Raw genomic sequence first — 24,557 nt, 5'->3', positions numbered from 1 at the left:
GCCCCGCCCCCGCCTCCGAATCCCCGGAACGCGGTGGCAGAGCCGCCGGACAGGTCGTGGGGTTCCGGCTGGCCGACGGGGTGCGGCTGGTGGTGGACGCCGGGCGGATCCCGTCCGACGAGGACGTTCAGGCGGTGCTCGCGGCGGCGGGGCCGTTGATCGCGGTGCTCGAAGAGAGGAAGCTGCTATGAAGATCACTTCGCTGGAGCCCGCCAGGTGCCTGCCGGTGCCCGATGCCGGGTTCGGCGCGTTGCAGACCGAACGCGGGAACCTGCCGCTGGAGAGCGTCGACGTCACCGCCGACGTGTCGGGCCTGATCGCCGGGGTCGAGGTGACGCAGGGGTTCAGGAACCCGTACGACGTGACACTGGAGGCCACCTACGTCTTCCCGCTGCCCGACAGGGCGGCGGTGACGGCGTTCCGGATGGAGGCCGACGACCGCGTGATCGAGGGCGTGCTCAAGGAGCGCGGCCAGGCGCGGGCCGACTACGACCGGGCGCTGCGCGAGGGCAGGCGGGCGGCGATCGCCGAGGAGGACCGGCCCGACGTCTTCACGATCAGGGTGGGCAACATCCTGCCCGGTGAGCGGGTGTCGGTCAGGCTGACGTTGAGCCAGCCGCTGCCGTACGAGGACGGGGCCGCGACGTTCAGGTTCCCGCTGGTGGTGGCCCCCCGCTACATCCCGGGTCAGCCGATCGACGGCCCGCCGGCCGGTGACGGGGTCGTGCCCGACACCGACGCGGTGCCCGACGCGTCCAGGATCACGCCGCCGGTGCTGCTGCCCGGCTTCCCGAACCCGGTGCGGCTGTCGCTGGCGGTGAAGGTCGACGCGGCCGGGCTGGAGCTGCGCGAGCTGGCCTCCAGCCTGCACGTGGTCGAGGAGGAGGGGCACACCGTGCGGCTGCGTCCCGGCGAGCGGCTCGACCGGGACTTCATCCTGCGGCTGTCGTTCGAGGCGTCCACGTCGCTGCAGCTCACCGGGCCGCAGGACGGGCACGGGACGTTCGCGCTGACCGTGGTCCCGCCGCCGCTGCAGGCCACCCGCACCCCGCGTGACCTGGTGCTGCTGCTCGACCGGTCGGGCAGCATGGGCGGGTGGAAGATGGTGGCCGCGCGCCGGGCCGCCGCGCGGATCGTCGACACGCTGACCGCGCAGGACCGTTTCGCCGTCCTGACCTTCGACTCGGTGGTGGAGCGCGCGTTCGAGGGGCTGGTGCCGGCCTCCGACCGCAACCGCTACCGCGCGGTCGAGCACCTGGCGCGGGTCGACGCGCGCGGCGGCACCGAGCTGCTCGACCCGCTGCGCCAGGCCATCGCGCTGCTGGCCGCCCAGGACGGACGCGAACGGGTGCTGGTGCTGGTCACCGACGGCCAGGTCGGCAACGAGGACCAGATCCTGGAGCAGACGGGCGGCGCGCTGTCGGCGATGCGCGTGCACACGGTCGGCATCGACCGGGCGGTGAACGCCGGCTTCCTGGGCCGGCTGGCGGGGCTGGGCGCGGGGCGGTGCGAGCTGGTCGAGTCGGAGGACCGGCTGGACGCGGCCATGGAGCAGATCCACCGGCGCATCGGCGCGCCGCTGGTGACCGACCTGTCGCTGAAGGGCCTCGACGTCGAGCCGGGCACGGTCACCCACCTCGGCTCGATCTTCCCCGGCGTCCCGCTGCGCGGGTACGGGCGTTACCGCGAGGGGACGTCGGCGACCGTGCGCGGGCTGGCCGGCGGGCAGCCGTGGGAGGAGCACGTCCAGGGCACGGTGGTGGACAATCCGGCCATCCGGGCCGTGTGGGCCCGCGCCTACCTGCGCGAGCTGGAGGACAGGTACGCGATGGGCGAGCACGACCTGGAGTCCAGGATCGTGGAGGTCTCGCTGGCGTACGGGGTGTTGTGCCGGTTCACCGCGTACGTGGCGGTCGACACCAGGCAGGCGGCCGAGGGCGGGCCCGAGCACCGGGTCATCCAGCCGGTCGAGCCGCCGAGCGGGTGGGAGCTGCCGAGCAACCCGCCGATGGCGGGCGGGTTCGCGACGATGGCGGCCGCGGGTCCCGCCCGTTCACCCAGGATGCGCTCGGCGCTGCACCAGGCGCTGGAACCCGGGATGGCGGCCGACGACGACCTGGACCTCGCGCCCGGCGGCCCGGTGCCGCCGCCCGCCGCCCCAGCCCCCGCGGCGCCGTGGGGCGGCGGGCCCTCCGGTCCTGGCGGCCCGCTCACTCCGGGCGGACCCGGCGTGCCCGGAAGCCCCGGCAGCCCCGGCGCGCCGCGGCCGCCGCGTATGCCGCGGCCCGCGCAGCCCGCGCCGCGTGTGCCGCACCCGGGCGGCCGGGGCCGGGACGCGGACCGGCTGGAGTCGGTCCGGCCCCAGCTGCGGGCCGAGCTGGACCGGCTCAACGCCCTGCCCGGGCCCGACCTGTTCTACCTGGCCGACCTCGGGTCGCGGTTGTCGGCGCTGGCGGCGTACCTGGGCGGGCACGAGGAGCTGTCCGGTTTGGCCCGCGAGCTGGCGGCGGCCGACCGGCCGGGCACGGACGTGCGGGCCCTGCACGAGCGGGCGGTCGAGGTGCTGACCGCCCTGGTCGCCGGGCAGACGCCGGCGCCCGGCCCCGAGCCCGGCCCCGCGCCCGCCGACGACCGTCAGAACCGCCGCCGCCCCTTCTGGAAGCGCGGCTGACCCGGGTCGTCCCGCCCGTCCCCGCCGCCCGGCGGCGGGGACGGGCTCAGGCGGGACGGGCTCAGGCGGGACGGGCTCACAGGATCGGGGTCCACTCCTTCAACAGGACGAGGCTGCCCGCCGTGTACGGGTCGGACCGGATGATCGCGCGGAGTTCGGCCTCGTCCGCGACGTCGTACACGTGCAGCGCGCCGCTGTCGTCCGCCCAGGGCCCGGCCGTGATCAGCCGGCCCGTCTCGTGCAGCCGGCGCAGGTGCGCCCGGTGCGCGGGACGTGCGGCCACCCGCGCCGGGTCGTCGCCGGAGAAGGCCAGTTGCACCACGAATCTCGCCATGCCGGACACGCTAGGCCGCCCGGCGTCCGCGTCTCAGCATCGCGGGCGACGCCGGTGGTGTATCACCGGATACATGAGCTTCTGCCTGACCGATCTGCCGATGTTCGCGGGGCTGGGCGAGACGCGGCGACAGGAGCTGCGCGCGCTGGCGCGGCTTCGGCGCTATCCGGCCGGGCAGGTGCTCTGCACCGAGGGCGACCCGGCCGATCACCTGATCGTGCTGCTGGACGGGCGGGTCAAGGCGGCCCGGGTGAGCGCGGACGGGCGGGAGGTGGTGCTCGCGGTGAGCGCCGCGCCGGTCGCGTTCGACAAGACCGCGCTGCTGGTGAGCGGGCCGCACCGGGCGACGCTGACGGCCACGTCCGCGGTGGAGGTGGCCTACCTGCCGGCCGCGGTGGTGCGCGAGGTGGTCGCGAGCGAGCCCGCGGTGGCGGCGCGGCTGCTGCGCACGCTCGCGCAGACCGTGCGGGACCTCGACGAACGGCTCGCCGACGCGGTGCTGCGCGACGTGCCTGGACGGGTGGCCAAGTGGCTGGTACGCCAGGACGCGGACGGCCGGGTCGCCCTGCACGCGGGGCAGGCCGGGCTGGGCGCGGAGATCGGCGCGACCCGGGTGAGCGTGAACCGGGCGCTGCGCACGTTCGAGCGGCGCGGCCTCATCGAGATCGGCGCCGGCGCGATCACGCTCCTGGACCGCCAGGCCCTGACCCGGCTGGCGGACACCTGACGGGTCCACCCCGTGACGGGAGGTCCTGGAGGCGGACGGGCGGGAAACCTATACTCCCGTCATGATCGCCTATGACGGGTTCGAGGGCCGGGTCGGCAGGACGTTCGCCGGTTCGCGGTCCTGGTGGCCGCGCCGCCCCGCGCCCGCCCCCGGCGCGCCGAACGTGGTGATCGTGCTGGTCGACGACGTGGGCTTCGGCGACCTCGGCTGCTACGGCTCGGAGATCCCCACCCCGCACCTGGACGAGCTGGCCGCGCGGGGCACCCAGTGGACCGACTTCCACGTCACCCCCATGTGCTCGCCCACCAGGGCCGCGCTGCTCACCGGCGTGAACCCGCACCTGGCGGGGGTCGGCCACGTGGCCAACTCCGACCCCGGTTTCCCGGGATACGCGGGCGAGCTGTCGCCCGGCACGCTCACGATGGCGGAGATCTTCCGTGCCGCCGGGTGGCAGACGATGGCCGTGGGCAAGTGGCATCTGACCAAGGACTCCGACATGTCGGACGCGGGGCCGAGGCACGCGTGGCCGCTGCAGCGCGGGTTCGACCGGTTCTACGGGTTCCTGGAGGCGTTCACCAACTACCACCATCCGCACCGGCTCGTCCGCGACAACTCCGCCGTCGAGGTGGATTCCTACCCCGAGGGTTACTACCTGACCGACGACCTGACCCGCGAGGCGGTCGCGATGATCAGGCAGGCCGCGACGTCGGACCGCCCGTTCCTGCTGTACCTGGCGCACGGCGCCGCCCATGCCCCGCTCCAGGCCCCGGCGGGCGAAATATCGCGGCACAGTGGTGAATATCGTGACGGCTGGGACGTCATCCGCGAACGCCGCTTCCAGGCCCAGCAGCGGCTCGGCCTCTTCCCTGAAGGCACCAGGCTGCCGCCGCGCAACGACGAGCCCGGCGACGACGTCCCGCCCTGGGACAGCCTGACCGACGACCAGCGCACGGTGTTCGCCCGCTACATGGAGGTCTACGCCGCCATGATCGCGAGCGTCGACCGCAGCGTCGGCGCCGTCAGGCAGGCGCTCGCCGAGCTGGGCGCGCTGGAGAACACGATCTTCGTCTTCACCTCCGACAACGGCGCGTCCAGGGAGGGCGAGGAGCACGGCACCACCCAGTACCTGCGTACGCTGCTGTCGGCCAACAGCCGCCACGACCGCGAGGATCCCGCGCTCGACCTGGCGAACCTCGACCTGATCGGCGGCCCGCGCACGCTCGCGCACTACCCGCGCGGCTGGGCGATGGCCTCCAACACCCCGTTCCGGCTGTACAAGCGCAACACGCACGCGGGCGGGCACGCGGTGCCGTTCCTGCTGTCGTGGCCGGCCGGGCTGCCGCAGCGCGGCGAGCTGCGCACGCAGTGGGCCTACGTCACGGACGTCCTGCCCACCCTGCTCGACCTGGCCGGGATCGCCCCTCCGGACACAGGACCGCCGAACACAGGACCGACGGACGCAGGCCCGCCGAGGTCGGGCACGTCGCTGGCCGCGGCGATCCGCGACCCGCTGGCCGGGCACGGGCATCGGGAGCAGTACGCCGAGCTGCAGGGCCATCGCGGGTACGTCCGGGGCGAGTGGGAGATCGTGACCAGGCACGCGCCGCTGACCCCGTTCGGCGAGCACGAGTGGGAGCTGTATCACCGCCCGAGCGACCGCACCCAGACTCGGAACCTGGCCGCCGAGCGTCCCGAGCTGGTCAAGGAGCTGGCCGGCCGGTGGGAGGAGGCGGCGCGGGCCAACCAGGTGTATCCGCTGGACGAGGGCTCGCGGCTGCGCTACCTGCTGCGCCCGCCCTGGCAGCGGGACGCCGCCCCGCTGCGTCTCACGCCGCAGCAGCACACGCTGGAACGCTGGCAGGCGCTGCAACTGATCCAGTGGCGCTCGTTCACCGTCGAGGCCCGGCTGGACCGGCCCGGGGTGGGCGTGCTGGTGTCGCACGGCGGCCAGGGCGGCGGCTACCTGCTCTACGCCGACGACGACGGGCTGGTCTTCGTCCAGAACGGCTACGGGCGGCCGCGCACGCTGCGGGCCGGGCCGCTCGGCGAGCACGTGGTCGTCCAGGTGGAGGCGCCGGGCGACTGGCGCTGGGACGTGCGCGTGAGCGTGGACGGCGCGGACCGCGGCGAGCTGACCGGGCTGCCCATGCTCGCCGCGTTCTGCCCGATGGAGGGCATCGACGTCGGGATCGACCGCCGCTCCCCCGTCTCGTGGCCGGTGTTCGAGCGGCACGGGCCGTTCCCGTTCAGCGGCGTCCTGCGCGAGGTCGTCTACACCCCGGGCGCGTTCGCGCCGGACGCCGGAGCCAACTTCATCGACCTCGTCAGAGAGATCGGACGAAAATACGAATAGGCGTTATCGAAGCCGGGCACGCTGTTCTATCGTCACTTGACATGGCGACCCCTCGCGCCCCGCGCCACTTCGACGATGCAGTGTCCGCGACCGTTTCAGACCCCGGGAAATCCGGTTTCTTCTTCGATTTCGACGGCACAATCGCCCCCATTATGCGCGACCCCGAAGCGGTGCTCCCGGTCGCCGGCGTGATGGAGTGCCTGCGGGAGCTGACGAAGCTGGTGGGACGGGTCGCCGTCGTCTCCGCCCGCCCGGCCGCGTTCCTGTCCGACCGCTTCGCCCGGCTGCCCGGCGTGCGGCTGTTCGGCCTGTACGGCATGCAGACCGTGATCGACGGCCGGGTGCACACCGACGCCGAGGTGGCGCCGTGGGCCCCGGTCATGCGCCGCCTGGCCGCCGACGCCGCCCGCGAACTGCCCGGCGACGTGCTGGTTCAGGACGCGTCGCTGATGGTGTCGCTGCACTACCGGGCGGCTCCGGCGCTGCGTGGCGCGGTGGAGCGGTGGTCGTCGGGCAAGGCGGCAGAGCTGGGCCTGGTCGAGCAGTTCGGCCGCATGGTGGTGGAGTTGCGGCCGCCGGTCGGGCGCGACAAGGGCACCATCGTGGCCGCCGAGATCGCGCCGCTGACCAGTGCCTGGTATTTCGGCGACGACCTGTCCGACGGCCGCGCCTTCGACGCGCTGCGGCTCAGGGAGCGGCGGGATCCGGCGTTCACGGGCGTCGCGGTGGCGGTGGCCAACGGCGAGACGGGCGACGAACTGGCCCGCGCCGCCGACTTCACACTCGACTCGCCGGACGAGACGGCGGCCATGCTGAATGACGTGATCCGCGCTTTCCCCGGGGCCCGCATTTAACGTTCGACATTCAACCGGACGGCAATATCCAGAGGCCGCGGAAAGTGTTCACCTGAAGCGGTAATACCCGTTACCCGGCGTTCGCCCGGAATGAGGAGTCGGCGCGGCCTCTTACCCTGGAGGGGTGACCACACTTGTCTTGGACGGCGGGCTGTCCACCCATCTGGAGGCGCTCGGCGCGGATCTGCGCGACGAGCTCTGGTCGGCGCGGCTGCTGCTGGAGGACCCCGGGCTGATCAGGCGCGTGCACGCCGACTACTTCGCCGCCGGGGCGGACGTGGCCACGACCGCGAGCTACCAGGCCTCGATCCCCGGTTTCCAGCGGCGCGGGCTCAGCCTGTCGCAGGCCGAGCGGCTGATCGCGCGGTCGGTCGAGCTGGCCGTGCAGGCGCGCGACGAGGCCGGGGGCGGGCTGGTGGCCGCCTCGGTCGGCCCGTACGGCGCGTATCTGGCCAACGGCGCCGAATACACCGGCGACTACGACCTCGACGAGGACGGCCTGTTCGCCTGGCACCTGCCGCGCTGGGAGATCCTCGCCGCGGCCGGGGCCGACCTGCTGGCCTGCGAGACGATCCCGTCGCTGGTGGAGGCGCGGGCGCTGGCGCGGCTGCTGGCCGCGACCCCGGAGGTCAAGGCGTGGGTGAGCTTCTCCTGCCGTGACGCCGGGCATCTCAACGACGGCACGCCCGTCGCCGAGGCGGCGGCGGTGTTCGCCGGCGATCCGCGGGTGGTGGCGGTCGGCGCCAACTGCACCGCGCCCCGCCACATGCCCGGCCTGATCGCGGGCCTGTCCGGCGGGCTGCCGGTGGTGGTCTACCCGAACTCGGGCGAGACGTGGGACGCCGAGCATCGCCGCTGGCTGGGTCTGGCCGACCCGGTGGAGTTCGGCCAGGCGGCCAAGGAGTGGCGGCAGGCGGGCGCGTCGCTGATCGGCGGCTGCTGCCGTACCACTCCCGAGCACATCACGCAGATCCGCGCCCACCTGTCCTGACCCCACCGCGCCGCGGGGTCAGGACGTGGGGTGGCGGCGCGGCGGGCGTCAGGCGGTCGCGGTGGCCGTGCGGCGGCGCGACAGCAGGCCGTCGACGGCCAGCGCGCCGCCCCCGGTGAAGCCGATGGCCAGGCTCGCGACGGCGAGGGCGAGCACGAACTCGAAGCCGCCGTCGGCCACCCCGAACCCGTTGGCGGCGTGCACGAACACGATCGCGCCGACCATGTCGACGGCCAGCAGCAGGCCGACGATCGGCAGCGCCGCGCCCGCGATGAGCGCCAGGCCGCCGACGACCTCGAGCACCGCCACGACCGGGGCGGCCACCCCGGCCAGCGGGATGCCCACGGACTCGAAGAACTTCGTCGTGCCCGCGAGGCCCATGGTGGCGAACTTCTGGTAGCCGTGCACGAGGAAGATCACGCCGACGGCCACCCTGGCCAGCAGCAGGACATAGGGACGCGCCTGGTCGATCATTCGACCCTCCTGGGGAAGTCGTTCAGATTTGAACGACCACTCTAGCGGGGATGTTCAAAACTGAACAAACACTCCGCACCCCGGCGAGACCCGCGAGAACGGCGGCCTAAACTGAGCCGGTGAAGGAGACCCGGTGGCTCGACGCGACGGAGCAGGCGGCGTGGCGCGCCTTCCTGTCCACCACGCACCTGCTCGAACGGCGCATCGAGGAGCAGCTCAAGTCGGCGGCCGGCCTGACACATCCCCAGTTCGAGATCCTGGCCAGGCTCTCCGAAGCGCCCGAGCGCCGGATGCGGATGACCGAGCTGGCCAGGGACGTGGTGGTGTCGAAGAGCGCGCTGACGTACCAGATCACCCAGTTGGAGAAGTCCGGGCTGGTGAAACGTACCACCTGCCCGGACGACGAACGCGGCGTGCTGGCCGTGCTCACCGAGGCGGGCCTGCGCCGCCTGGAACAGGTGGTGCCGGGGCACGTGGACGTGGTGCGCGCGTTCCTGATCGACCACCTCACCCGCGAGGAGCTGCAGGTGATGACGACCGCGATGCGCAGGACGGAGACCGCCCTGCGCGAGAGCTGACCGCCCAGCGCGAGAGCTGACCGCCCGGCGCGAGAGCCGACCGGCTAGCTCTTGCCTGCGGCGGCGCGCGCTGCGCGTTCCAGCTCGACCTTGGCGCTGGCGGCGTACTTGTCGACGTATTCCTGGCCGGCCAGCTCCATGAGCGCGTACATGATCTCGTCGGTCACCGCGCGCAGCACCAGCCGGTCGTCCTCCATGCCGTAGTAGCGGGAGAAGTCGAGCGGCTTGCCGAACCTGACGCCGGGACGGATGCCCAGCTTGGGCAGCGGCCGCCCGGGCGGCATCATCTCGTAGGTGTTGACCATGGCCCACGGGATGACCGGCGCGCGCGACATCAGCGCGAGCCTGGCGACGCCGGTCTTGCCCTTGTAGAGGCGGCCGTCGGGCGAGCGGGTGCCCTCGGGGTAGATGCCGAGGATCTGCCCCTGGCGCAGGATGCGCAGCCCGGTGCGCAGCGCCGCCTCGCTGGCCTTGCCGCCGGAGCGGTCGATCGGCACGGTGCCGACGCCGCTGAAGAACAGCCGGGTGAAGAAGCCCTTGATGCCGCGGCCGGTGAAGTAGTCGGCCTTGCCCAGCGAGATGACCTTGCGGCGGATCTGCAGCGGGCCGAAGAAGTGGTCGGCGAAGGACAGGTGGTTGCCCGCCAGAATGGCCGGCCCCTCCTTGGGCACGTTCTCCGCGCCCTCCGTCCAGGGACGGAAGACCAGATGCAGGAACGGCGCCAAGATGGCCTTGACCACCCAGTAGAACACTCGGCCACCCCTTCTCGGCATGTTGCACGCAAAGCCCTGCTCATCGGCGGGCAGAGTCATCTTCCCATCTCGGACGCGATGCTCCTACACCAGCTCTCGCACAATCACCCCGGAACGTGCGACGATCGGGCAGTTCCGGGATGAAATCCCTTGGAGGAGCTGTTATGCCGCTCATGCCAGGTGCGGAGCCCTACCACCACCAAGCGGGACCGATCGGGGTCCTGTTGTGCCATGGCTTCACCGGCACGCCGCAGTCGCTGCGCCCGTGGGGCGAACATCTGGCCGGGCACGGGGTGAGCGTCTCGCTGCCCCGCCAGCCCGGGCACGGCACCCGGTGGCAGGAGATGAACCGCACCCGCTGGGAAGACTGGTACGCCGAGGTGGAGAAGGCGTTCGAGGACCTGCGGGGCCGCTGCGCGGAGGTGTTCGTGGCGGGGCTGTCGCTCGGCGGCTGCCTGGCCCTGCGGCTCGCCGAGGTGCACGGGACGGCGATCAGGGGGGTGATGCTGGTCAACCCGTCGATCGCGAACGACGTGCCGCTGCTGAAGCTGGCGCCGCTGCTGAAGTGGTTCGTGCCGTCGGTGCCCGGTGTCGCCAACGACGTCAAGAAGCCCGGCGTGACCGAGCTGGCCTACGCCAGGACCCCGGTGAAGGCGGCCGCGTCGCTGCCGTCGCTGTGGTCGCTGGTGCAGTCCGACCTGGCGAAGGTGGTGCAGCCGCTGCTGGTCTTCCACAGCACGGACGACCACGTGGTGAAACCGACAAGTGTGGCGATCATTCGCCAGAGGGTGCCTCAGGCCACGATCGAGGAGCTTTCCGATAGCTACCATGTTGCGACGCTGGACAACGATGCCGACAGGATCTTTGCCGGGAGCCTCGACTTCATCCGGACACATGCCTCGGTACCCTTGCAGAGGGACTGATCGCACCCAGGGGGAAGTCGCGATCGCTGCGGAGAGGCCCATCTAGGTGACGCCCCAGAGTGACGAGGACGAGGTCTGGCGGCAGATCGTCGCGTCCTTCAACGACACAGCCGAGCGCGACTCGGCCGACCAGCCCTGGCCGGACAGCGAGAACGTCCCGGCCGAGGCCGAGCCCACCCGGCGGGTGGTCAAACCCTCGGAGGAGGACGAGCAGGACCTCCGGGACGACCGGGACGACCAGGCGGACGACGACGAGGAGGAGGGGCACTTCGAGCCCCCGCCCCCGCCGCCGTTGCCCAAGCTCGACCTGCCGACCAAGCTGGCGTGGCTCGCGCTGTTCGGGGGGCCGGCCTACCTGCTGGTGGCGGCGATGGCGAGCTGGCAGATGGAGGGGTGGGCGCTGTTCACCGCGGTGGCGGCGTTCATCGGGGGTTTCGTGGCGCTGGTGGTGCGCATGGGCGACGGGCCGCCCAACGACTCGGGCTGGGACGACGGCGCGGTCCTGTGAGCCGCTGAGCGGTTCAGGAGTCCTCCGTGGTGGCCGCGACCTTGGGCACGAACGACTCGACCACGTCGGTGTAGCGGTCGGCCGTGTCGACGGCGTGTCCGACGGCCCACACCGAGCCCTTGCCCGACAGGTAAGCCGCCGCCTGCAGCCGCACGCTGCTCCTGCCCTGCTTGCCACCGCCGCGGATGATCTCGCAGGAGCCCTTCTCGCAGCGCAGCAGGAAGGGTTCGGTGGCCCGCTCCGGGTCGTGCCCGGAGATCCAGTAGCGGCCCTTGCCGTCGCCGGTGATGCCGTACAGGCGGGCGGTGGTGTCGGGCAGCTTCAGCCGCCGCCAGCTCTTGCCGTTCCAGGTCAGCACCAGCGGGTCGACCTCGCCCGGACCGTGGTAGACGCCGCCCACCGCGACGGCCCGCTTGGCGCTGTCGACCTGCACGTCGCGCAGGAAGCCGCCGCGCACGGCGGGCACCTTCATCGGCGTCCACTTCTGGTTCGCGTAGTGCAGGACGAGCGGCGCCGCGCCGGTGTCGCCGACCGCGAACCCGTCGGAGACCGCGTAGAGCGCGCCCTCGGCCGCCGTCTCCTCGACGCTCCACTTGCCGCCCTGGCCGGTCAGGATGAGGCCGTGCTCGTCCCTGCTGCCGACCGCGACGACCTTGCCCTGCTTGGCGTCGATGCCGCCGAACCAGTCTCCGGCCCGCAGCCCGGTGGGCCTGACCCGGTCGAAGCCGGTCACGTCGCCCTGGGCGAGGTAGGGCAGGCCGTCTTGGCCGTCGCCGACCGCCCACACCTCGGAGCTGGAGCTCGCCGCCAGGCCGCGCAGGTTGCCCGCGGCCGTGGCGTCGCGGACGGCGATCTCGGCCCAGGCGCTGCCGTTCCAGTGGCGGATGGTGCCCCGGTTCTTCCAGACGTCCCAGATCTCCTGCTGGCCGACGGCCCAGACGTCCGCCGAGGACAGGGCGAGCACGTCGGACAGCGAGCCGTCCGCTTCGAGGCGCACGCTCGTCGACTGCTGCCACGCCTCGATTCCGACGGGGCGAGGATCGGCATGCGCGGCGGGCGTGGCCTGCGGCAAGGCCACGGACGTCGCCAAGATCAAGGAGAGCGCACGCCGCTGAGAGCGACGGGTCATGGTGCAAATGCTACGGGCTCGGCGCTCCCGATCGCCCGTTAGGGGCCAACTCGCAATCTCGCGAGCACCGGCAGATGGTCGCTCGCCCCGGCCAGATCGGCGATCTCGGCGCCCGGCACGCCGCACTCTTCCACGGTGATCCCGCGCGTGGCGAACACGGAGTCCACCCGGGCCCGCGGGCCGGCGGCGGGGAAGGTGGGGCCCGCTCCCGCTGGCGCGGCGGCGTAGCAGTCGGTCAGGCGGCCGGCGAGGTAGCGCCAGACCGGCTGGTGCGCCTGCTCGTTGACGTCCGCGCCGATCACCGCCGCCGCGCCGAACCTGGCCGCGGCCCGCTCCAGGTGCGCCAGGGCCTCGACGGTGTGCCGCATCCTGGCCGCCTGGTGCAGGTCGAGGTGGAGCGAGCCGGCCGCCAGGCGGACGCCGTCGATCTCCACGACCGCGACGGCCAGCGCTCGCACCTCCAGGCCGGTGAACACCTTGAGCACGTGGCTCTCGGCGTGCAGGACCCGCGCGCGCGGCCCGGTGAGCACCGCCACGCCGCCCAGCCGGCCCGGCGTGGCCACGTTCAGCCCGGCGGCGCGGGCCAGCTCCCGCCGCCTGGAGCGCCAGCGCAGGAACCTGGGCGCCTCCTGCACGCACAGCACGTCGGGGCGCATCCCTCTGATGACGCGCAGCAGCGCGGGCACGCTCTCGCGCAGGCCGCGCACGTTGTAGGTGGCGACGCGCGCCGTCACGCCCACGGGGAACCGGGGGTCAGCGCTGCCTGGCCAGGTCCGCGGCGCCGACGACGCCCGCCGACGCGCCCAGCTCGGCCAGCCTGATCTCGGCCAGCGGCCGGTGCCCGTGGCCGGTGAGCTGCCGTTCGAAGACCGCGCGGGCCTCGTCGAGGAACAGGTCGGCGGCCCGCGACACGCCGCCGCCGACGATGAAGCATCCCGGGTCGAGGACCGCCGCCAGGTCCGCCATGCCCTGGCCGAGCCATTCGGCCAGGGTGCGGAAGGCGGCGAGGGAGGCCGGGTCGCCCAGCCTGGCGGCCTCGGTGACCTCCTCGCCCTCGATCTTGCCGCCGGCCAGGCCGAGCAGGATCTCGGCCCGTTCCGGCTGCGTGGCGGCGATCTCCCTGGCCGTCTTGACCAGGGCCTGGCCGCTGGCGTACTGCTCCCAGCAGCCGATGTTGCCGCAGCCGCACACCCGGCCGTCGGGCACGACCTGCATGTGGCCGAGCTCGGCCCCCATGCCCCAGCGGCCGCGGTAGAGCACGCCGTCCATCACCAGGCCACCGCCGATGCCGGTGCCCAGCGTGACGCAGACGACGTGGGACTGGCCGCGGCCCGCGCCGAACCTGGTCTCTCCCCAGGCCATCGCGTTGGCGTCGTTCTCGATCACCACGGGCAGCCCGACCAGGTCGCTGATCTTCTTCTGCAGCGGTTCCTCGCGCCAGGCGAGGTTCGGGGCGAAGCGCACCATCGAGCGGGTCTCGTCGACGAAACCGGCCGCGCCGACGCCGACGGCCTCGATCGGCCGCCCGGCCGACAGCTCGCGCACGACGTCGGCCACCGTCTCGGCGACCACGTCGGGCCGGTCGGCGGCGGTGGGCCTGAGCGTGTGTTCGACGATCTGGCCGTCGTCGTCGACCACCCCCGCGGCGACCTTGGTTCCGCCGATGTCGACACCGATCGTGAGCATGCCCCGGTTCTCCCTATCCCAGATCTATGTGTTCCACGTTGTCGCGGCCCCGGTGGTCGCGGTCGTCGCGGTCATGGTCGCCGTCATTGTCGCGGTCGCGGTCGTGCGGCCGGCGGGGGGACGGCTTGCTCAGCGCGTCGAGCGCGCCGCGGAAGGCGGCGAACAGCTCGCCGCCGGCCGCCATGAGGTGCCCGGTCACGTCGGAGCCCGATTCGCGCTGCGCGGCGATGGCCCGGCAGACCGGGCAGGCGCGGCAGATGTACTCGCCGTCGTGCGGCTCGGACACGGCCTCGCCCCACACGTCCTGCTCCTTGCGGCCGCCGCCACCGGTGAACGAGTTGAGCACCGTCTTGCCCACCTGGCGGGTGGCCCGGCCCTGGATCGCGTCGAAGAGCTTGCGCGCCTCGTCGGCGACGGTCCCGATGGGATCTCTCTGGTCGTTCTCGCTCATGTGGCCCTCCCGGCTTCGTAGGTCGCTCATCCTGCTCAACTCATCCGGGCTCGGATTCGCTCCCCGACGCGGCCCACCGTACCCGCAGCAGGCCGTCGCGGAGCACGGCCGAGCTGATCTTCCTGCGGGCCAGCGCCGTGGGCAGGGCCAGGATCCTGCGGTACGGCCCGGCGGTGACGATCAGTTCGTCGCCCTTGCGCGCGAGGTCGACGTCGTCGCGGTCGGCCCCGGGCAGGGCCAGGGTCAGCTCGTCTGCGCCCAGCTTGAGCGGCGGCTCGACGGCGGGCGCGGCGAACGGGTCGGCCGCGCCGTACATGGCCGCGCCCACCTCGGCCAGCGCCTGCCCGCCGACCGGCTCGGCCGGCAGGTAGGGGACGACGTGGATGGGCAGCGGCGCGAACGACGACTCGGCCTCGGCCAGCAGCCTGGACTGGGCGCTCACCCACTGGGCGCGCCACTCGTCGGCGCCCTCGGCGGGGAAGACCCGGTTCGCGATGGCCGCGTCGACGCGGTAGCCGTACAGGCTGAGTGAGGTGAGGGTGCGCCTGGCCTCGGCGAGCACCACGGCCTCGGGCGTGAACACCAGCCGGACGGAGGCGTTGTCGCCGGTGAGCAGGTCGCGCACGTCCATGAGCGCGCGGTGGAAACGCTCGGCCGCGTCCATGACGCCTTCGCCGGGCGCGGAGACGTGGGCGAGGCCGCGCACGAACGGCGAGACGACCTTCATCACCCGGCGGCCGACCGGCAGCAGCCTGGTGACGTGCCAGTCGAGCGCCTCGGGCAGGGCCAGCAGGCGCAGCGTCTCGGCGGTGGGCGCGCAGTCGACGACGATGACGTCCCAGCGGCCGTCGCGGGCGTGCTCGCGCAGTTCGAGCAGCGCGATGACCTCCTCCGCGCCGGGCAGCACGGTGATCTCCTCGGAGGTGATCTCGTCGAGGCCCAGCTCGACCAGCAGGCCGCGGGCGTAGTCCTGCAGCTCGCCCCAGTGGCGTTCGAGCGACTTCTGCGTGTCGACCTGGTGCAGGTGCAGCCCGGGCGCCACCTCGCCGGGCTCGACGCCGAGCGCGTCGGCCAGCGAGTGCGCCGTGTCGGTGGACACGATCAGGGTCTTCAGCCCGCGCCCGGCGGCGAGCGTGGCGGTGGCGGCGGCGGCCGTGGTCTTGCCGACGCCGCCCTTGCCGGTGAAGAGCAGGACTCGCGGGCTCAACGTCAGCGGCCTTCGACGCGCTTCTTGAGCCCGTTGAGCGCGGTGTCCACGATCACTTTCTCGGCCTTGCGCTTGATCATGCCGATCATGGGCACCTGGAGGTCGACGGTGAGCTCGTACGTCACGTCGGTGCCACTGCCCGCAGGGGTCAGCCGGTAACTGCCGTCGAGCTCGGCGACCATCTTGCCCGGCTCGGCGACGCGCCAGCTCACCAGCTCGTCGTCGTGCCAGGTGTAGGCGAGGGTGTAGGTGTCGCTGATCATGCCGGCGTCGAGGACGAACCGCACCCGCTCCGGCCTGCCGTCGGCGCCGGTGCTGAGCACCTCGGCGCTCTTGACCTGTCCGGCCCATTCGGGGTAGGCGGGAAAGTTCGCGATGACGGCCATGATCGCGGCGCGGTCGGCGCCGATCGAGATGCTCTTCGTGGTGCGATCAGCCATGCGACCACCGTAGTGCAGAATGCGCCGGTTGCGGCGGACGCCCGCGCCTACGACCGGCGTCTCACCATTCCAGCACGTACGGCACGCCCCGCCCCCTGAAGTGGCCCACGTTCACGCATTCGGTGCGGCCGATCCTGGTGCGCCGGTGCAGCGGCTGGTGCACGTGGCCGAACAGGGCGTAACGCGGCTGGGTCTTCTTGATCGCGGCCAGCGTGGCCTCGCTGCCGCGCTCGAAGCGCCTGGCCTCGACGTCGTAGAGCAGTTCGGGCACGGCCGGGGGGATGTGGCAGCACAGCACGTCCACCTCGCCGACCGCCTCGACCTTGGCCGCGTACTCCTCGTCGCCGATCTCGTACGGGGTGCGGTAGGGCGTCCTGAGCCCGCCGCCGACGAAGCCGAACCGCAGCCCGCCGATCTCCACGCTCTGCCCGTCGAGCACCTGGTGGCCGGGCCGCAGGTAGTCGGACCACAGCCGGGGGATGTCGACGTTGCCGTAGGTGAGGTAGGCGGGGGTGGGCATGGCCGCGAACAGCTTCTCGTACTGGGCGCGGACGTTGGCCTCGATGTGGTCGCGCGGATCGCCGTCGAGCGTGGCCCACAGCCGCGCCGACATGGCCCTGGCCTCGTCGAACCGCTTGGCCGTGCGCAGCGCGATGAACTCGGCCGCCCGCTCGGCGCCGAACAGGTCGGGGAAGATGCCCTGGGCGTGGTCGTGGTAGTCGATGAACAGGACCAGGTCGCCCAGGCAGATGAGCGCGTCCGCCCCGTCACCGGCTCTGGCCAGCGCGTCCGCCCGGCCGTGTACGTCGCTCACCACGTGGACCTTCATGGGAAAATCCTATGAGCGGGTGCTGCTAGCTTGATGAAAGCGCTTCATAACGCCTCAATGACGGAGCTACCGGTCCGTAACTTAACGCGGTAACGTCCAGGCGGTCTCTGAAGAGGAGTTGACTTCGTGCGCGAGTACACCGTCCCCGTCCTGGTCGATGTGCCTGCCTCGGCGAGCCTGCCCGACACCGTGTTCGAGCGGGCCGCGCGGGAGCCGGGCGCCGTGGTGATGCGGCGCAAGATCGGCGACGGCTGGCCGGCGGTCACCGCGGGCGAGTTCAGGGACCAGGTGGTCGAGCTGGCCAAGGGCCTGATCGCGGCGGGCGTCGAGCACGGCGACCGGGTCGCGCTCATGTCGCGCACCCGCTACGAGTGGACCCTCGTCGACTACGCGCTCTGGACGATCGGCGCGGTCGTGGTCCCGATCTACGAGACCTCGTCGGTGGAGCAGGTCCGCTGGATCGTCTCCGACAGCGCGGCCAAGGCCGTGTTCGTCGAGCTCGACGGGCACGAGGAGACCGTGCGCGAGGCCGTGCCCGACCTGAAGACGATCTGGCGGGTCGACGGCGCGCTCGACGCCGCGGACGTCTCCGAGGCCGAGGTCGAGGAGCGCAGGAGCCGGGTCACCGCCGCCGACCTGGCCACGATCGTCTACACCTCCGGCACCACGGGCCGCCCGAAGGGCTGCCGCATCACCCACGACAACCTGCTGTTCACCGCGAGGAACGTGCTGGCCGGGCCGCTGGAGGCGCTGTTCGCCAGGCCGGAGCCCGCCGCGCTGCTGTTCCTGCCGCTGGCGCACATCTTCGCCCGCATGATCGAAGTGGTGCTCATCGAGGCCGGCGCGATCATGGCGCACACGCCGAACATGAAGAACGTCGCCCCCGACCTGCAGGACTTCAAGCCGACGTTTCTGCTGGGCGTGCCGCGCGTGTTCGAGAAGGTCTACAACGGCGCCGAGCAGAAGGCCATCGCGGGCGGCAAGGGCAAGATCTTCACCCGCGCCGTCGACGTGGCGGTGGCCTGGAGCAAGGCGGAGAGCTCCGGCGGCGCGCCGCTCGGGCTGCGGCTGCGCCGCGCCCTGTTCGACAAGCTGGTCTACGGCAAGCTGCGCGCCGCCACCGGCGGCCGACTGTCCGCGGCCGTGTCGGGCGGCTCCGCGCTGGGCGACCGGCTCGGCCACTTCTTCCGCGGCGTCGGCATCGAGGTCTTCGAGGGCTACGGCCTGACCGAGACCTCGGCGCCCTGTTCGGTGAACATGCCGGGCGCCAACAAGATCGGCACGGTCGGCAAGCCGCTGCCCGGCGTCACCATCCGCATCGGCGACGACGGCGAGATCCTGGCCAAGGGCCGCAACGTCTTCGCCGGCTACTGGCAGAACGAGGCGGCCACCGCCGAGGCCATCGACGCCGACGGCTGGTACCACACCGGCGACGTGGGCGAGCTCGACGCCGACGGCTACCTGCGCATCACCGGCCGCAAGAAGGAGATCCTGGTCACGGCCGCGGGCAAGAACGTCGCGCCGGGCCCGCTGGAGGACGCGGTGCGCTCGCACCCGCTGGTCTCCCAGGCGATGATCGTCGGCGACGGCCGGCCGTTCGTGGCGGCGCTGGTCACGCTCGACCCCGAGGCCATGGAGCAGTGGACGGCCACCAACGGCGCGTCCGCCGACCCGCGTACCGACCCGCGGGTGCTGGCCGAGGTGCAGAACGCAGTCGACCGGGCCAACGCGCTGGTGTCCAAGGCCGAGCAGATCAAGAAGTTCACGATCCTGGCGGCCGATCTCACCGAGGAGAGCGGGCACGTCACGCCGTCGCTGAAGATCAAGCGCAACATCGTGATGAAGGACTTCGCTCAGGACGTCGAGGCGCTCTACACCTCCTGAGCGCCCGGATCAGGCCGCCAGATGGGCGGCATTCCTGGCGGTGGTGGCTTGTTCGGTGACGTCGAGGAGGGCGGCGAGGCTGTCGCGGGTGGCCTGGAGCTCGGCGAGTTGCTCCTCCAGGCCGGTCAGCCGGCCCCGCAGGTGGCCGAGCACGCAGGGGTCCAGCGCGTCGCCCGAACCGGAGACGCAGGGCAGCACGTCCTTGATGACGCGGGTCGGCAGTCCGGCCGCCAGCAGCGTGCGGATACGCCTGACCACGACCGGCGCGTCCTGGTCGTACGTGCGGTGCCCGCCGTCGCCCCGCCGCGTGGTCAGCAGCCCCTGCTCCTCGTAGTAGCGCAGCAGCCGATGGCTCACGCCCGTCTCCTTGGACAGCGCGCCGATCTTCACGTGATGCTCCTCACAGCCACTTGAATCTCACATCGATGTGAGCTTCTAGCGTTTCCGACATGAGAGAAATTCCTCGCGAAACAGTACAGACCTTCACCATTGGCGGCGATCTTGAGGTCCGCAGGATCGGGTACGGCGCGATGCGCCTGGCCGACGGGCACGAGCCGGGACCCACCGGCATGGCGGCCCACATCTGGCGCGGCCCGGCCGACAGGGAAGGGGCGATCAGGCTGCTGCGCCGGGCCGTCGAGCTGGGCGTGAACCTGTTCGACACGGCCGACTCCTACGCGCTGGGCGCCGGTGAGGAGGTGATCGCGGAGGCGCTGCACCCGTACGCGGGCGGCGTGAGCGTGGCCACCAAGATCGGCGTGCTGCGTCCTTCGCCCACCGAGTGGGTGCCGCTGGGCCACCCCGCCTACCTGCGCCAGCAGGCGGAGTTGTCGCTGCGCCGGCTGCGGGTGGAACGCATCGACCTGCTGCAGTTGCACCGGATCGACCCGGACTACCCGCTGGCCGACCAGATCGGCGCGCTCAAGCGGCTCAGGGACGAGGGCAAGGTACGCCACATCGGCCTGTCCGAGGTGAGCGTCGACCAGTTGCGCCAGGCGGCCGAGATCACCCCGATCGCGACCGTGCAGAACATGTACAACCTGGCCACCCGGCAGCACGAGGACGTGGTGGACCACGCCGCCGCGCACGGCATCGCGTTCCTGCCGTTCTTCCCCGTCGCGGCGGGCGCGCACGCCGGTCCGGGAAGCCCGCTGGCCGAGGTGGCGGCCGAGATCGGCGTCACGCCCGCGCAGGCGTCGCTGGCCTGGCTGCTGCGCCGGTCACCCACGGTGATCCCCATCCCGGGCACCACCTCGCCCGAGCACCTGGCGGAGAACGTGGCCGCGCTGTCGGTCGAGCTCTCCGACGCGCAGTACGACCGGCTGTCCGCCGTCGTCGCACCGGAGTGACATGAAGTGCCGGAAATTGCGGTAGACATCTGTTTGGTTACGCTAAGTGACCAAGCGCGCCTTTGACGCACCACCGCGCCCACCGGCGCACCCGTGCGCGGACGACGCCGGGCATGGACGAAACCCATGCCCGGACGGCGTCAGGGCGCGAGATCCGCGACGAAAGGGACTCACATGCGCCATCTCACTCGCGCCGCCGCCGCGCTCGCCCTGAGCACGGCCGGGGCCGCGCTCACCGTCGTCCCGTCCGCCCAGGCGGACCTGCAGAGAAACGGCTGCCGGTACTTCTTCACCAGCCTGTTCCCCTCCCCCGCCGGTGACAGCACCGGCATGGCCACGTACGCCGAGGGCGACCACGACCCCGAGGGGCGGGTGTGCGAGGACGGCTGGTGGGTGACGCCGTACGCCGACGCCCCCGACGCCGCGCTCGGCTAGCCGCACCAGACGAACGCCCACGCGCCGCGGCCGGACGGCGCCGCCCGGATCAGGCCGCCGCCCGCGATCAGCGCGGCCGGCCCGGACAGGCGGACCGCCTTGGCCGCCGCGACGCCGCGTGACCAGCGCGGGGATCACCGCGAGGAGCACGACGACGGCCGCACCAGGGAGCCGACCCGCACGGACCGCCCGTGGCGGCCGGCCCGACGGCGGGCAGCGCCACGACCGCGGACACCGGCTCAGCGGGCCGGTGGCGATGCCGCAGGCCGCGGCGCGTGCGCTAGGGGGAGGCGAGGAGGGTGTGGAAGCGGGCGGCGACCTGGTCCCAGGCCCACTCGCGGCCGATCCAGTCGCGGCCGCGCGCGCCCATCTTGCGTGCCCGCTCGGGGTCGGTGAGCAGCTCGATCAGCGCCTGCGCCACCTCGCCGGGGTCGCGCCCGTCGACCAGCAGGCCCGTCTCGCCGTGCCGCACCGCGTCGGGCGCGCCGCCGGACGCGCCCGCCACCACCGGCAGCCCGGTCGCGGACGCCTCCAGGAACACGATCCCCAGCCCCTCGACGTCCACCCCCTTCAGCCGGGTACGGCACGGCATGGCGAAGACGTCCGCGGCGGCGTAGTAGCCGGGCAGGTCGGCGGCGGGCACGGTGCCGGTGAACCTGATCGACTCGTGCCCGGCCGCCAGCCGCTCCAGGCTCCTGCGATACGGCCCGCCGCCGACCAGCAGCAACACGGCGTCCGGCACCGCGCGCAGGACCGCGGGCCAGGCCTTGATGAGCAGGTCCTGGCCCTTGCGCGGCACCAGACGTGACACGCAGGCCACCACAGGGCGCTCGCCCAGGCCCAGTTCGGCCCTGGCGGCGCCGGGGTGGAACTGGGCGGTGTCGACGCCGGGCGCCAGGCGTACCAGCTTGGCCGCCGGGATGGCCGACGCCAGCCTGGCGCGCGTGTACTCGCCCAGGTAGGTGACGACGTCCGCGTGCTCGCCGATCCTGCGCAGCGTCGCGCGGAAGCCGGGCGCGCCGGCCCACGAGGCTTCGTGGCCGTGGGTGAGCATGACCACCCGCCGCGCGCCGGCCGCCCGCAGCCGGGGCGCGAGCAGGCCGAGCGGCGCCGCCGCGCCGAACACGACGGCCTGCGCGCCGTGCTCGGCCACCAGCGCGGCCGCCGTCCTGGCGACGGCGGGGACGGGCAGCATGAGCCGCGTCGGATGCCGCACGACCCGGTACGGCTGCCGCCGGTCGAACTCCTCGCACCCCGGCCACCAGGACGCGTAGACCGCGACGCCGGGCGTGCGGAGCGCGAGCCCGTGCACGAACGACTGGATGCCGCCCGGCCTGGGCGGGAAGTCGTTCGTCACGATGAGCGCGCGCGGGAGCGCCCGGGGTGCGGCGTCGGTCACGGTTCGGGGACGCCGTTCAGCTTCGCCCACGCACGGGCCATGGCGATGCGCTCAGGACTGGAGGGATGCGACACATAGAGCACATATTCCACAGCATCTGGCGACAAGTCGGAAATATTGGTCGTTGCCAGGCGTTTCTGCATCGCCACGAACATGGCCGGGTCCCGGGTGAGATCCAGGGCGTGCGCGTCGGCGCGGGCCTCGACGTGCCGGCTGATGACGTTCTCGCCCGGCCCTGACACCAGGCCCGCCAGGCCCAGCAGCCCGATGATCAGGCCCACCGCCCGGGGGTCGCCGATCGAGGTGATGCCCGCGCGCCTGCGCAGCGCGCCGAACAGCAGGAACAGCAGGATCGCGCCGAAGGCCGCGCCGAGCCCGCCGATCAGCGTGCCGTTGAGGACGTCGCGGTACTTGGCGTGGCCCAGCTCGTGCGCCACGACCAGCTCGATCTCGCGCTGCGGGGCCTTGAGCAGTGTATCGTACACGACGATCCGGCGCGTGGCGCCGAAGCCCGACACGTACGCGTTGAGCGCGGTGGTCCGGCGCGAGGCGTCGGCCACCAGCACGTCGTCGACCGGGACGCCGTCGCGCTGGGCCATGGCGAGCAGGTTGGCGCGCAGCGCGCCGGCGCGCATCGAGGTGAAGTCGTTGAACACCGGCTCGAACACCACCGGGTACACGAACGACGCGCCCACGGTCAGCGCGAACGCGCCCGCCGCGGCCGGGATCCACCACCGCCTGACCTTGCGGGCCAGCGCCACGATCGCCAGCACCATCACCGACATCAGCACGACGTTGATGCCGGCGCTCTTCAGCCTGTCGCCCGCCCAGGAGGCCCAGTTCTGCGTGGACAGGCCGTAGTCGCGCAGCAGCGTCTCGAACCAGACGCCGAGCGGCCACCTGATCACCTCGGCGATGGCGGTCAGCACCAGCACGCCGAGCACGGTCCGCGCCCACCACGGGCCCCTGAGCCACCCCACGGCCCTGGCGCCGAACGGCGTGGCCACCAGCAGGGCCGCGAACAGCACGGTCAGCCCCAGCGAGAGGTAGCCGGGCAGGCTGGTGGCCGCGTCGAACGCCTGCGACCTGGCGATCTGGGCGGCGCTGAAGTCGCGGGACGGGTCGGGTGCGACGTCGGGGGCGCCCTCGGCGAGCGCGCGCCACGGCGTGGTGAAGGCCGCCACGGCCAGGATCACCGCGCCGAGCAGCCCGAGCGCGACGGCCGCCTGCCGCCGCAAGCGCGCGTCACCGGCCCCGTCCCGCGGCACCCCGCCCTGCGGCGGCCCGTCCTGCCGCGTCCCGTCCTGCCGCGCCCCGCCATGCGTAGGAGCCGCGCCACGCCCAGGACCCGCGTCACGCTCGGAACCCGCGTCACCCTTACGAGCCGCGCCACGCCCGCGTGCGGCGCCGACGCCGCGCCGGCGGTCACCCGGGCGCCGCTCCCCCGGCCAGTCGCCCGGCCGGTCGCGGTCCTCGCCGGGTCGCGGGCCCGCCGCGTGGTCGCCCGATCCTGGAGTCACACCTTCACCATGCCCGCCCGCGAGCCCGAACCCCACCGGTTCATGCCCCACCGGTTCGCGCCCTACCGGCTCGTGCCCCGCCGGTTCGTGCCCCGCCGGTGCCGCGCCGACGACGGCCGCGGTCGTGCCGCCCGGTTCCTCCTGATCCTGTGGCGGGTCGTTCGTCTCGTGCCGTTCGCTCATCAGCCTCCCCTTTACCTGAGCTGCTCCCGCACGTACGCGCGCCACCGTGCCGTCAGCGTCGCGGCCGTGAGCCCCAGCGCGGCGAGCGCTCGATCGACCCCGGCCGTCCGCGCGTCACGGTAGAGCCTCACCAGGCTCTCCTCACCGAAGCGGTCAGCCAGGAAGCGACACGCCAGCCACGCCTCCTGGTACGCCCTCGCGAGGCGGTCGCCGTCCCGCTGACCTGGGGCGAAAGCCTCAGGCCCGGGCAACTCACGCGGCACCCGCCCGGCCCGGACCTCGGCGGCGAGTTCGGCGGCGGCCGTCCGCACCGGCAGCCCGGCGTCGCGGTAGCCGACGTAGTCGGCGAACCCCTCGTACAGCCAGACGGGCAGGCCGTCCGTGCCGGCCGCGACGTGGGTGAGCTCGTGCGTCAGTACGACGTCACGGCCGACGGGGGTGAGCCTGGCGAAGAACTCGGGCACCACCACGACGCGTCCGGCGTCGGCCAGGGCGGCCAGCCCGTCCAGCCGTCCGACACCGGCCAGCCCGGCGGCCTCGCTCGCGGACGCGGGGACGACCACCACCGCCCGCACCGGCCGGCCGAGCACGCCCGCCACCCGCCGCCCGGCCGCGTCGGCCCGCCGGGCCAGGTCGCGCAGCAGCCCGGGGTCGGCGTGGTGACCGGCCACGATCGAGCGGTCACCACGGACGACGGTCACGCCGTCCCGCCACAGCCCGCGCACCTCGGGCGGCAGCGACGTGCCTGGGAGCGGCGCGCCCGCGGTGGCGAGCGCGAACAGCAGCAGGGAGGCCACCACGGCACGACGGCTCACCTGCACGGACACGATGCCCGATCGTAGTGGCGCACGGGCGGTGCGATGGCGGCCAGGCAGTGGGG

General features: G+C 72.9%; 26 protein-coding genes. 12 read left to right on the top strand and 14 right to left on the bottom strand.

What is annotated here, in order from left to right:
- Positions 1-191: hypothetical protein (locus HII36_RS39340; RefSeq protein WP_173528422.1), on the top strand; the 191-nt coding region annotated here is incomplete at its 5' end.
- Complete coding sequence (locus tag HII36_RS39335; RefSeq protein ID WP_173528421.1) at positions 188-2,671, top strand: VIT domain-containing protein; 2,484 nt, start codon at positions 188-190, stop codon at positions 2,669-2,671. The genes HII36_RS39340 and HII36_RS39335, both read left to right, overlap by 4 nt.
- Positions 2,672-2,747: 76 nt before the next feature.
- On the opposite strand, the gene HII36_RS39330 is transcribed toward HII36_RS39335, so the two are convergent.
- Positions 2,748-3,005, bottom strand: coding sequence for a YciI family protein (locus HII36_RS39330; protein WP_173528420.1), 258 nt, complete (start codon positions 3,003-3,005; stop codon positions 2,748-2,750).
- A gap of 73 nt (positions 3,006-3,078) precedes the next feature.
- Between HII36_RS39330 and HII36_RS39325 the strand changes: the two genes are divergently transcribed.
- The 4 genes from HII36_RS39325 to mmuM all read left to right on the top strand — a co-directional run bounded on the left by HII36_RS39325 (position 3,079) and on the right by mmuM (position 7,930).
- A complete protein-coding gene (locus HII36_RS39325) occupies positions 3,079-3,732 on the top strand; it encodes a Crp/Fnr family transcriptional regulator (RefSeq protein WP_173528419.1) in 654 nt (217 codons plus the stop codon).
- Between the two features lie 61 nt (positions 3,733-3,793).
- Positions 3,794-6,085, top strand: coding sequence for an arylsulfatase (locus tag HII36_RS39320; RefSeq protein ID WP_173528418.1), 2,292 nt, complete (start codon positions 3,794-3,796; stop codon positions 6,083-6,085).
- 41 nt (positions 6,086-6,126) lie between these two features.
- Positions 6,127-6,939 carry a trehalose-phosphatase gene (otsB, locus tag HII36_RS39315; protein WP_173528417.1) on the top strand — a complete coding sequence of 271 codons (813 nt, stop codon included), beginning with the start codon at positions 6,127-6,129 and terminating at the stop codon, positions 6,937-6,939.
- Between the two features lie 124 nt (positions 6,940-7,063).
- Positions 7,064-7,930 (top strand): homocysteine S-methyltransferase, encoded by an 867-nt coding sequence (gene mmuM, locus HII36_RS39310; RefSeq protein WP_173528416.1) that lies wholly within the window; start codon positions 7,064-7,066, stop codon positions 7,928-7,930.
- A 48-nt stretch (positions 7,931-7,978) separates the two neighbouring features.
- On the opposite strand, the gene HII36_RS39305 is transcribed toward mmuM, so the two are convergent.
- A complete protein-coding gene (locus HII36_RS39305) occupies positions 7,979-8,404 on the bottom strand; it encodes a DoxX family protein (protein WP_173528415.1) in 426 nt (141 codons plus the stop codon).
- Between the two features lie 119 nt (positions 8,405-8,523).
- On the opposite strand from HII36_RS39305, the gene HII36_RS39300 reads away from it, so the two are divergent.
- Positions 8,524-8,982 carry a MarR family winged helix-turn-helix transcriptional regulator gene (locus tag HII36_RS39300; protein WP_173528414.1) on the top strand — a complete coding sequence of 153 codons (459 nt, stop codon included), beginning with the start codon at positions 8,524-8,526 and terminating at the stop codon, positions 8,980-8,982.
- 44 nt (positions 8,983-9,026) lie between these two features.
- Here the strand turns inward: HII36_RS39300 and HII36_RS39295 are convergent, their stop codons facing one another.
- Complete coding sequence (locus HII36_RS39295; RefSeq protein ID WP_173528413.1) at positions 9,027-9,734, bottom strand: lysophospholipid acyltransferase family protein; 708 nt, start codon at positions 9,732-9,734, stop codon at positions 9,027-9,029.
- Positions 9,735-9,898: 164 nt separating this feature from the next.
- Here HII36_RS39295 and HII36_RS39290 point away from each other — a divergent pair, with 164 nt between their 5' ends.
- On the top strand, positions 9,899-10,657 hold the full coding sequence (locus HII36_RS39290; protein WP_173528412.1) for an alpha/beta hydrolase: 759 nt from the start codon (positions 9,899-9,901) through the stop codon (positions 10,655-10,657).
- A gap of 46 nt (positions 10,658-10,703) precedes the next feature.
- Entirely contained in the window at positions 10,704-11,165 is a 462-nt protein-coding gene (locus HII36_RS39285; RefSeq protein WP_173528411.1) for a hypothetical protein, read from the top strand.
- Positions 11,166-11,178: 13 nt separating this feature from the next.
- Here the strand turns inward: HII36_RS39285 and HII36_RS39280 are convergent, their stop codons facing one another.
- The 7 genes from HII36_RS39280 to HII36_RS39250 all read right to left on the bottom strand — a co-directional run bounded on the left by HII36_RS39280 (position 11,179) and on the right by HII36_RS39250 (position 16,907).
- Positions 11,179-12,294: a hypothetical protein gene (locus HII36_RS39280; RefSeq protein ID WP_236004354.1), complete on the bottom strand. Its 1,116-nt coding sequence runs from the start codon at positions 12,292-12,294 to the stop codon at positions 11,179-11,181.
- Positions 12,295-12,332: 38 nt separating this feature from the next.
- The gene (locus HII36_RS39275) at positions 12,333-13,028 is read right to left on the bottom strand and encodes an endonuclease/exonuclease/phosphatase family protein (protein ID WP_173528410.1); all 696 of its coding nucleotides are present in this window, start codon (positions 13,026-13,028) and stop codon (positions 12,333-12,335) included.
- Positions 13,029-13,047: 19 nt separating this feature from the next.
- Positions 13,048-13,980, bottom strand: a complete 933-nt coding sequence (locus tag HII36_RS39270; protein WP_173528409.1) for an ROK family glucokinase — start codon at positions 13,978-13,980, stop codon at positions 13,048-13,050.
- 13 nt (positions 13,981-13,993) lie between these two features.
- On the bottom strand, positions 13,994-14,431 hold the full coding sequence (locus HII36_RS39265) for a DUF5304 family protein (protein ID WP_173528408.1): 438 nt from the start codon (positions 14,429-14,431) through the stop codon (positions 13,994-13,996).
- A gap of 40 nt (positions 14,432-14,471) precedes the next feature.
- Positions 14,472-15,638, bottom strand: a complete 1,167-nt coding sequence (locus tag HII36_RS39260) for an ArsA family ATPase (RefSeq protein ID WP_173528407.1) — start codon at positions 15,636-15,638, stop codon at positions 14,472-14,474.
- A 2-nt stretch (positions 15,639-15,640) separates the two neighbouring features.
- A complete protein-coding gene (locus HII36_RS39255; RefSeq protein WP_173528406.1) occupies positions 15,641-16,078 on the bottom strand; it encodes an SRPBCC family protein in 438 nt (145 codons plus the stop codon).
- A gap of 61 nt (positions 16,079-16,139) precedes the next feature.
- On the bottom strand, positions 16,140-16,907 hold the full coding sequence (locus HII36_RS39250; RefSeq protein ID WP_173528405.1) for a metallophosphoesterase family protein: 768 nt from the start codon (positions 16,905-16,907) through the stop codon (positions 16,140-16,142).
- A gap of 126 nt (positions 16,908-17,033) precedes the next feature.
- Here HII36_RS39250 and HII36_RS39245 point away from each other — a divergent pair, with 126 nt between their 5' ends.
- Positions 17,034-18,791: an AMP-dependent synthetase/ligase gene (locus HII36_RS39245; protein WP_173528404.1), complete on the top strand. Its 1,758-nt coding sequence runs from the start codon at positions 17,034-17,036 to the stop codon at positions 18,789-18,791.
- A 9-nt stretch (positions 18,792-18,800) separates the two neighbouring features.
- Here the strand turns inward: HII36_RS39245 and HII36_RS39240 are convergent, their stop codons facing one another.
- A complete protein-coding gene (locus HII36_RS39240; protein ID WP_173528403.1) occupies positions 18,801-19,181 on the bottom strand; it encodes a MerR family transcriptional regulator in 381 nt (126 codons plus the stop codon).
- A 59-nt stretch (positions 19,182-19,240) separates the two neighbouring features.
- Here HII36_RS39240 and HII36_RS39235 point away from each other — a divergent pair, with 59 nt between their 5' ends.
- Positions 19,241-20,140 carry an aldo/keto reductase gene (locus HII36_RS39235; protein WP_173528402.1) on the top strand — a complete coding sequence of 300 codons (900 nt, stop codon included), beginning with the start codon at positions 19,241-19,243 and terminating at the stop codon, positions 20,138-20,140.
- A gap of 174 nt (positions 20,141-20,314) precedes the next feature.
- Positions 20,315-20,575, top strand: a complete 261-nt coding sequence (locus HII36_RS39230; protein ID WP_173528401.1) for a hypothetical protein — start codon at positions 20,315-20,317, stop codon at positions 20,573-20,575.
- A gap of 280 nt (positions 20,576-20,855) precedes the next feature.
- Here the strand turns inward: HII36_RS39230 and HII36_RS39225 are convergent, their stop codons facing one another.
- From HII36_RS39225 to HII36_RS39215, 3 genes are read right to left on the bottom strand one after another with little or no spacing between them, the layout of a single operon-like run.
- On the bottom strand, positions 20,856-21,974 hold the full coding sequence (locus HII36_RS39225) for a glycosyltransferase family 4 protein (RefSeq protein WP_328808092.1): 1,119 nt from the start codon (positions 21,972-21,974) through the stop codon (positions 20,856-20,858).
- A complete protein-coding gene (locus tag HII36_RS39220) occupies positions 21,971-23,677 on the bottom strand; it encodes a M48 family metalloprotease (protein ID WP_173528400.1) in 1,707 nt (568 codons plus the stop codon). Before HII36_RS39220 ends, HII36_RS39225 begins: the two co-directional genes overlap by 4 nt.
- An 11-nt stretch (positions 23,678-23,688) precedes the next feature.
- A complete protein-coding gene (locus HII36_RS39215; protein WP_173528399.1) occupies positions 23,689-24,504 on the bottom strand; it encodes a hypothetical protein in 816 nt (271 codons plus the stop codon).
- Positions 24,505-24,557 lie beyond the last annotated feature (53 nt).

The sequence above is a fragment of the Nonomuraea antri genome (assembly GCF_013283785.1).
In the GTDB taxonomy this organism is placed as follows: domain Bacteria; phylum Actinomycetota; class Actinomycetes; order Streptosporangiales; family Streptosporangiaceae; genus Nonomuraea; species Nonomuraea antri.
The sequence above is the reverse complement of the archived record's forward strand: the minus strand, read 5'-3'. Positions and strand labels throughout refer to the sequence as shown.

Bases quoted from the DNA above. Each gene is read 5' to 3' on its own strand.
- HII36_RS39305 (WP_173528415.1), bottom strand. From the start codon at position 8,404: ATGATCGACCAGGCGCGTCCCTATGTCCTGCTGCTGGCCAGGGTGGCC.
- HII36_RS39330 (WP_173528420.1), bottom strand. From the start codon at position 3,005: ATGGCGAGATTCGTGGTGCAACTGGCCTTCTCCGGCGACGACCCGGCG.
- HII36_RS39220 (WP_173528400.1), bottom strand. From the start codon at position 23,677: ATGAGCGAACGGCACGAGACGAACGACCCGCCACAGGATCAGGAGGAA.
- HII36_RS39290 (WP_173528412.1), top strand. From the start codon at position 9,899: ATGCCGCTCATGCCAGGTGCGGAGCCCTACCACCACCAAGCGGGACCG.
- HII36_RS39325 (WP_173528419.1), top strand. From the start codon at position 3,079: ATGAGCTTCTGCCTGACCGATCTGCCGATGTTCGCGGGGCTGGGCGAG.
- HII36_RS39280 (WP_236004354.1), bottom strand. From the start codon at position 12,294: ATGACCCGTCGCTCTCAGCGGCGTGCGCTCTCCTTGATCTTGGCGACG.
- HII36_RS39250 (WP_173528405.1), bottom strand. From the start codon at position 16,907: ATGAAGGTCCACGTGGTGAGCGACGTACACGGCCGGGCGGACGCGCTG.
- HII36_RS39335 (WP_173528421.1), top strand. From the start codon at position 188: ATGAAGATCACTTCGCTGGAGCCCGCCAGGTGCCTGCCGGTGCCCGAT.
- otsB (WP_173528417.1), top strand. From the start codon at position 6,127: ATGGCGACCCCTCGCGCCCCGCGCCACTTCGACGATGCAGTGTCCGCG.
- HII36_RS39270 (WP_173528409.1), bottom strand. From the start codon at position 13,980: ATGCTCACGATCGGTGTCGACATCGGCGGAACCAAGGTCGCCGCGGGG.
- HII36_RS39265 (WP_173528408.1), bottom strand. From the start codon at position 14,431: ATGAGCGAGAACGACCAGAGAGATCCCATCGGGACCGTCGCCGACGAG.
- HII36_RS39230 (WP_173528401.1), top strand. From the start codon at position 20,315: ATGCGCCATCTCACTCGCGCCGCCGCCGCGCTCGCCCTGAGCACGGCC.
- HII36_RS39255 (WP_173528406.1), bottom strand. From the start codon at position 16,078: ATGGCTGATCGCACCACGAAGAGCATCTCGATCGGCGCCGACCGCGCC.
- HII36_RS39235 (WP_173528402.1), top strand. From the start codon at position 19,241: ATGAGAGAAATTCCTCGCGAAACAGTACAGACCTTCACCATTGGCGGC.
- HII36_RS39320 (WP_173528418.1), top strand. From the start codon at position 3,794: ATGATCGCCTATGACGGGTTCGAGGGCCGGGTCGGCAGGACGTTCGCC.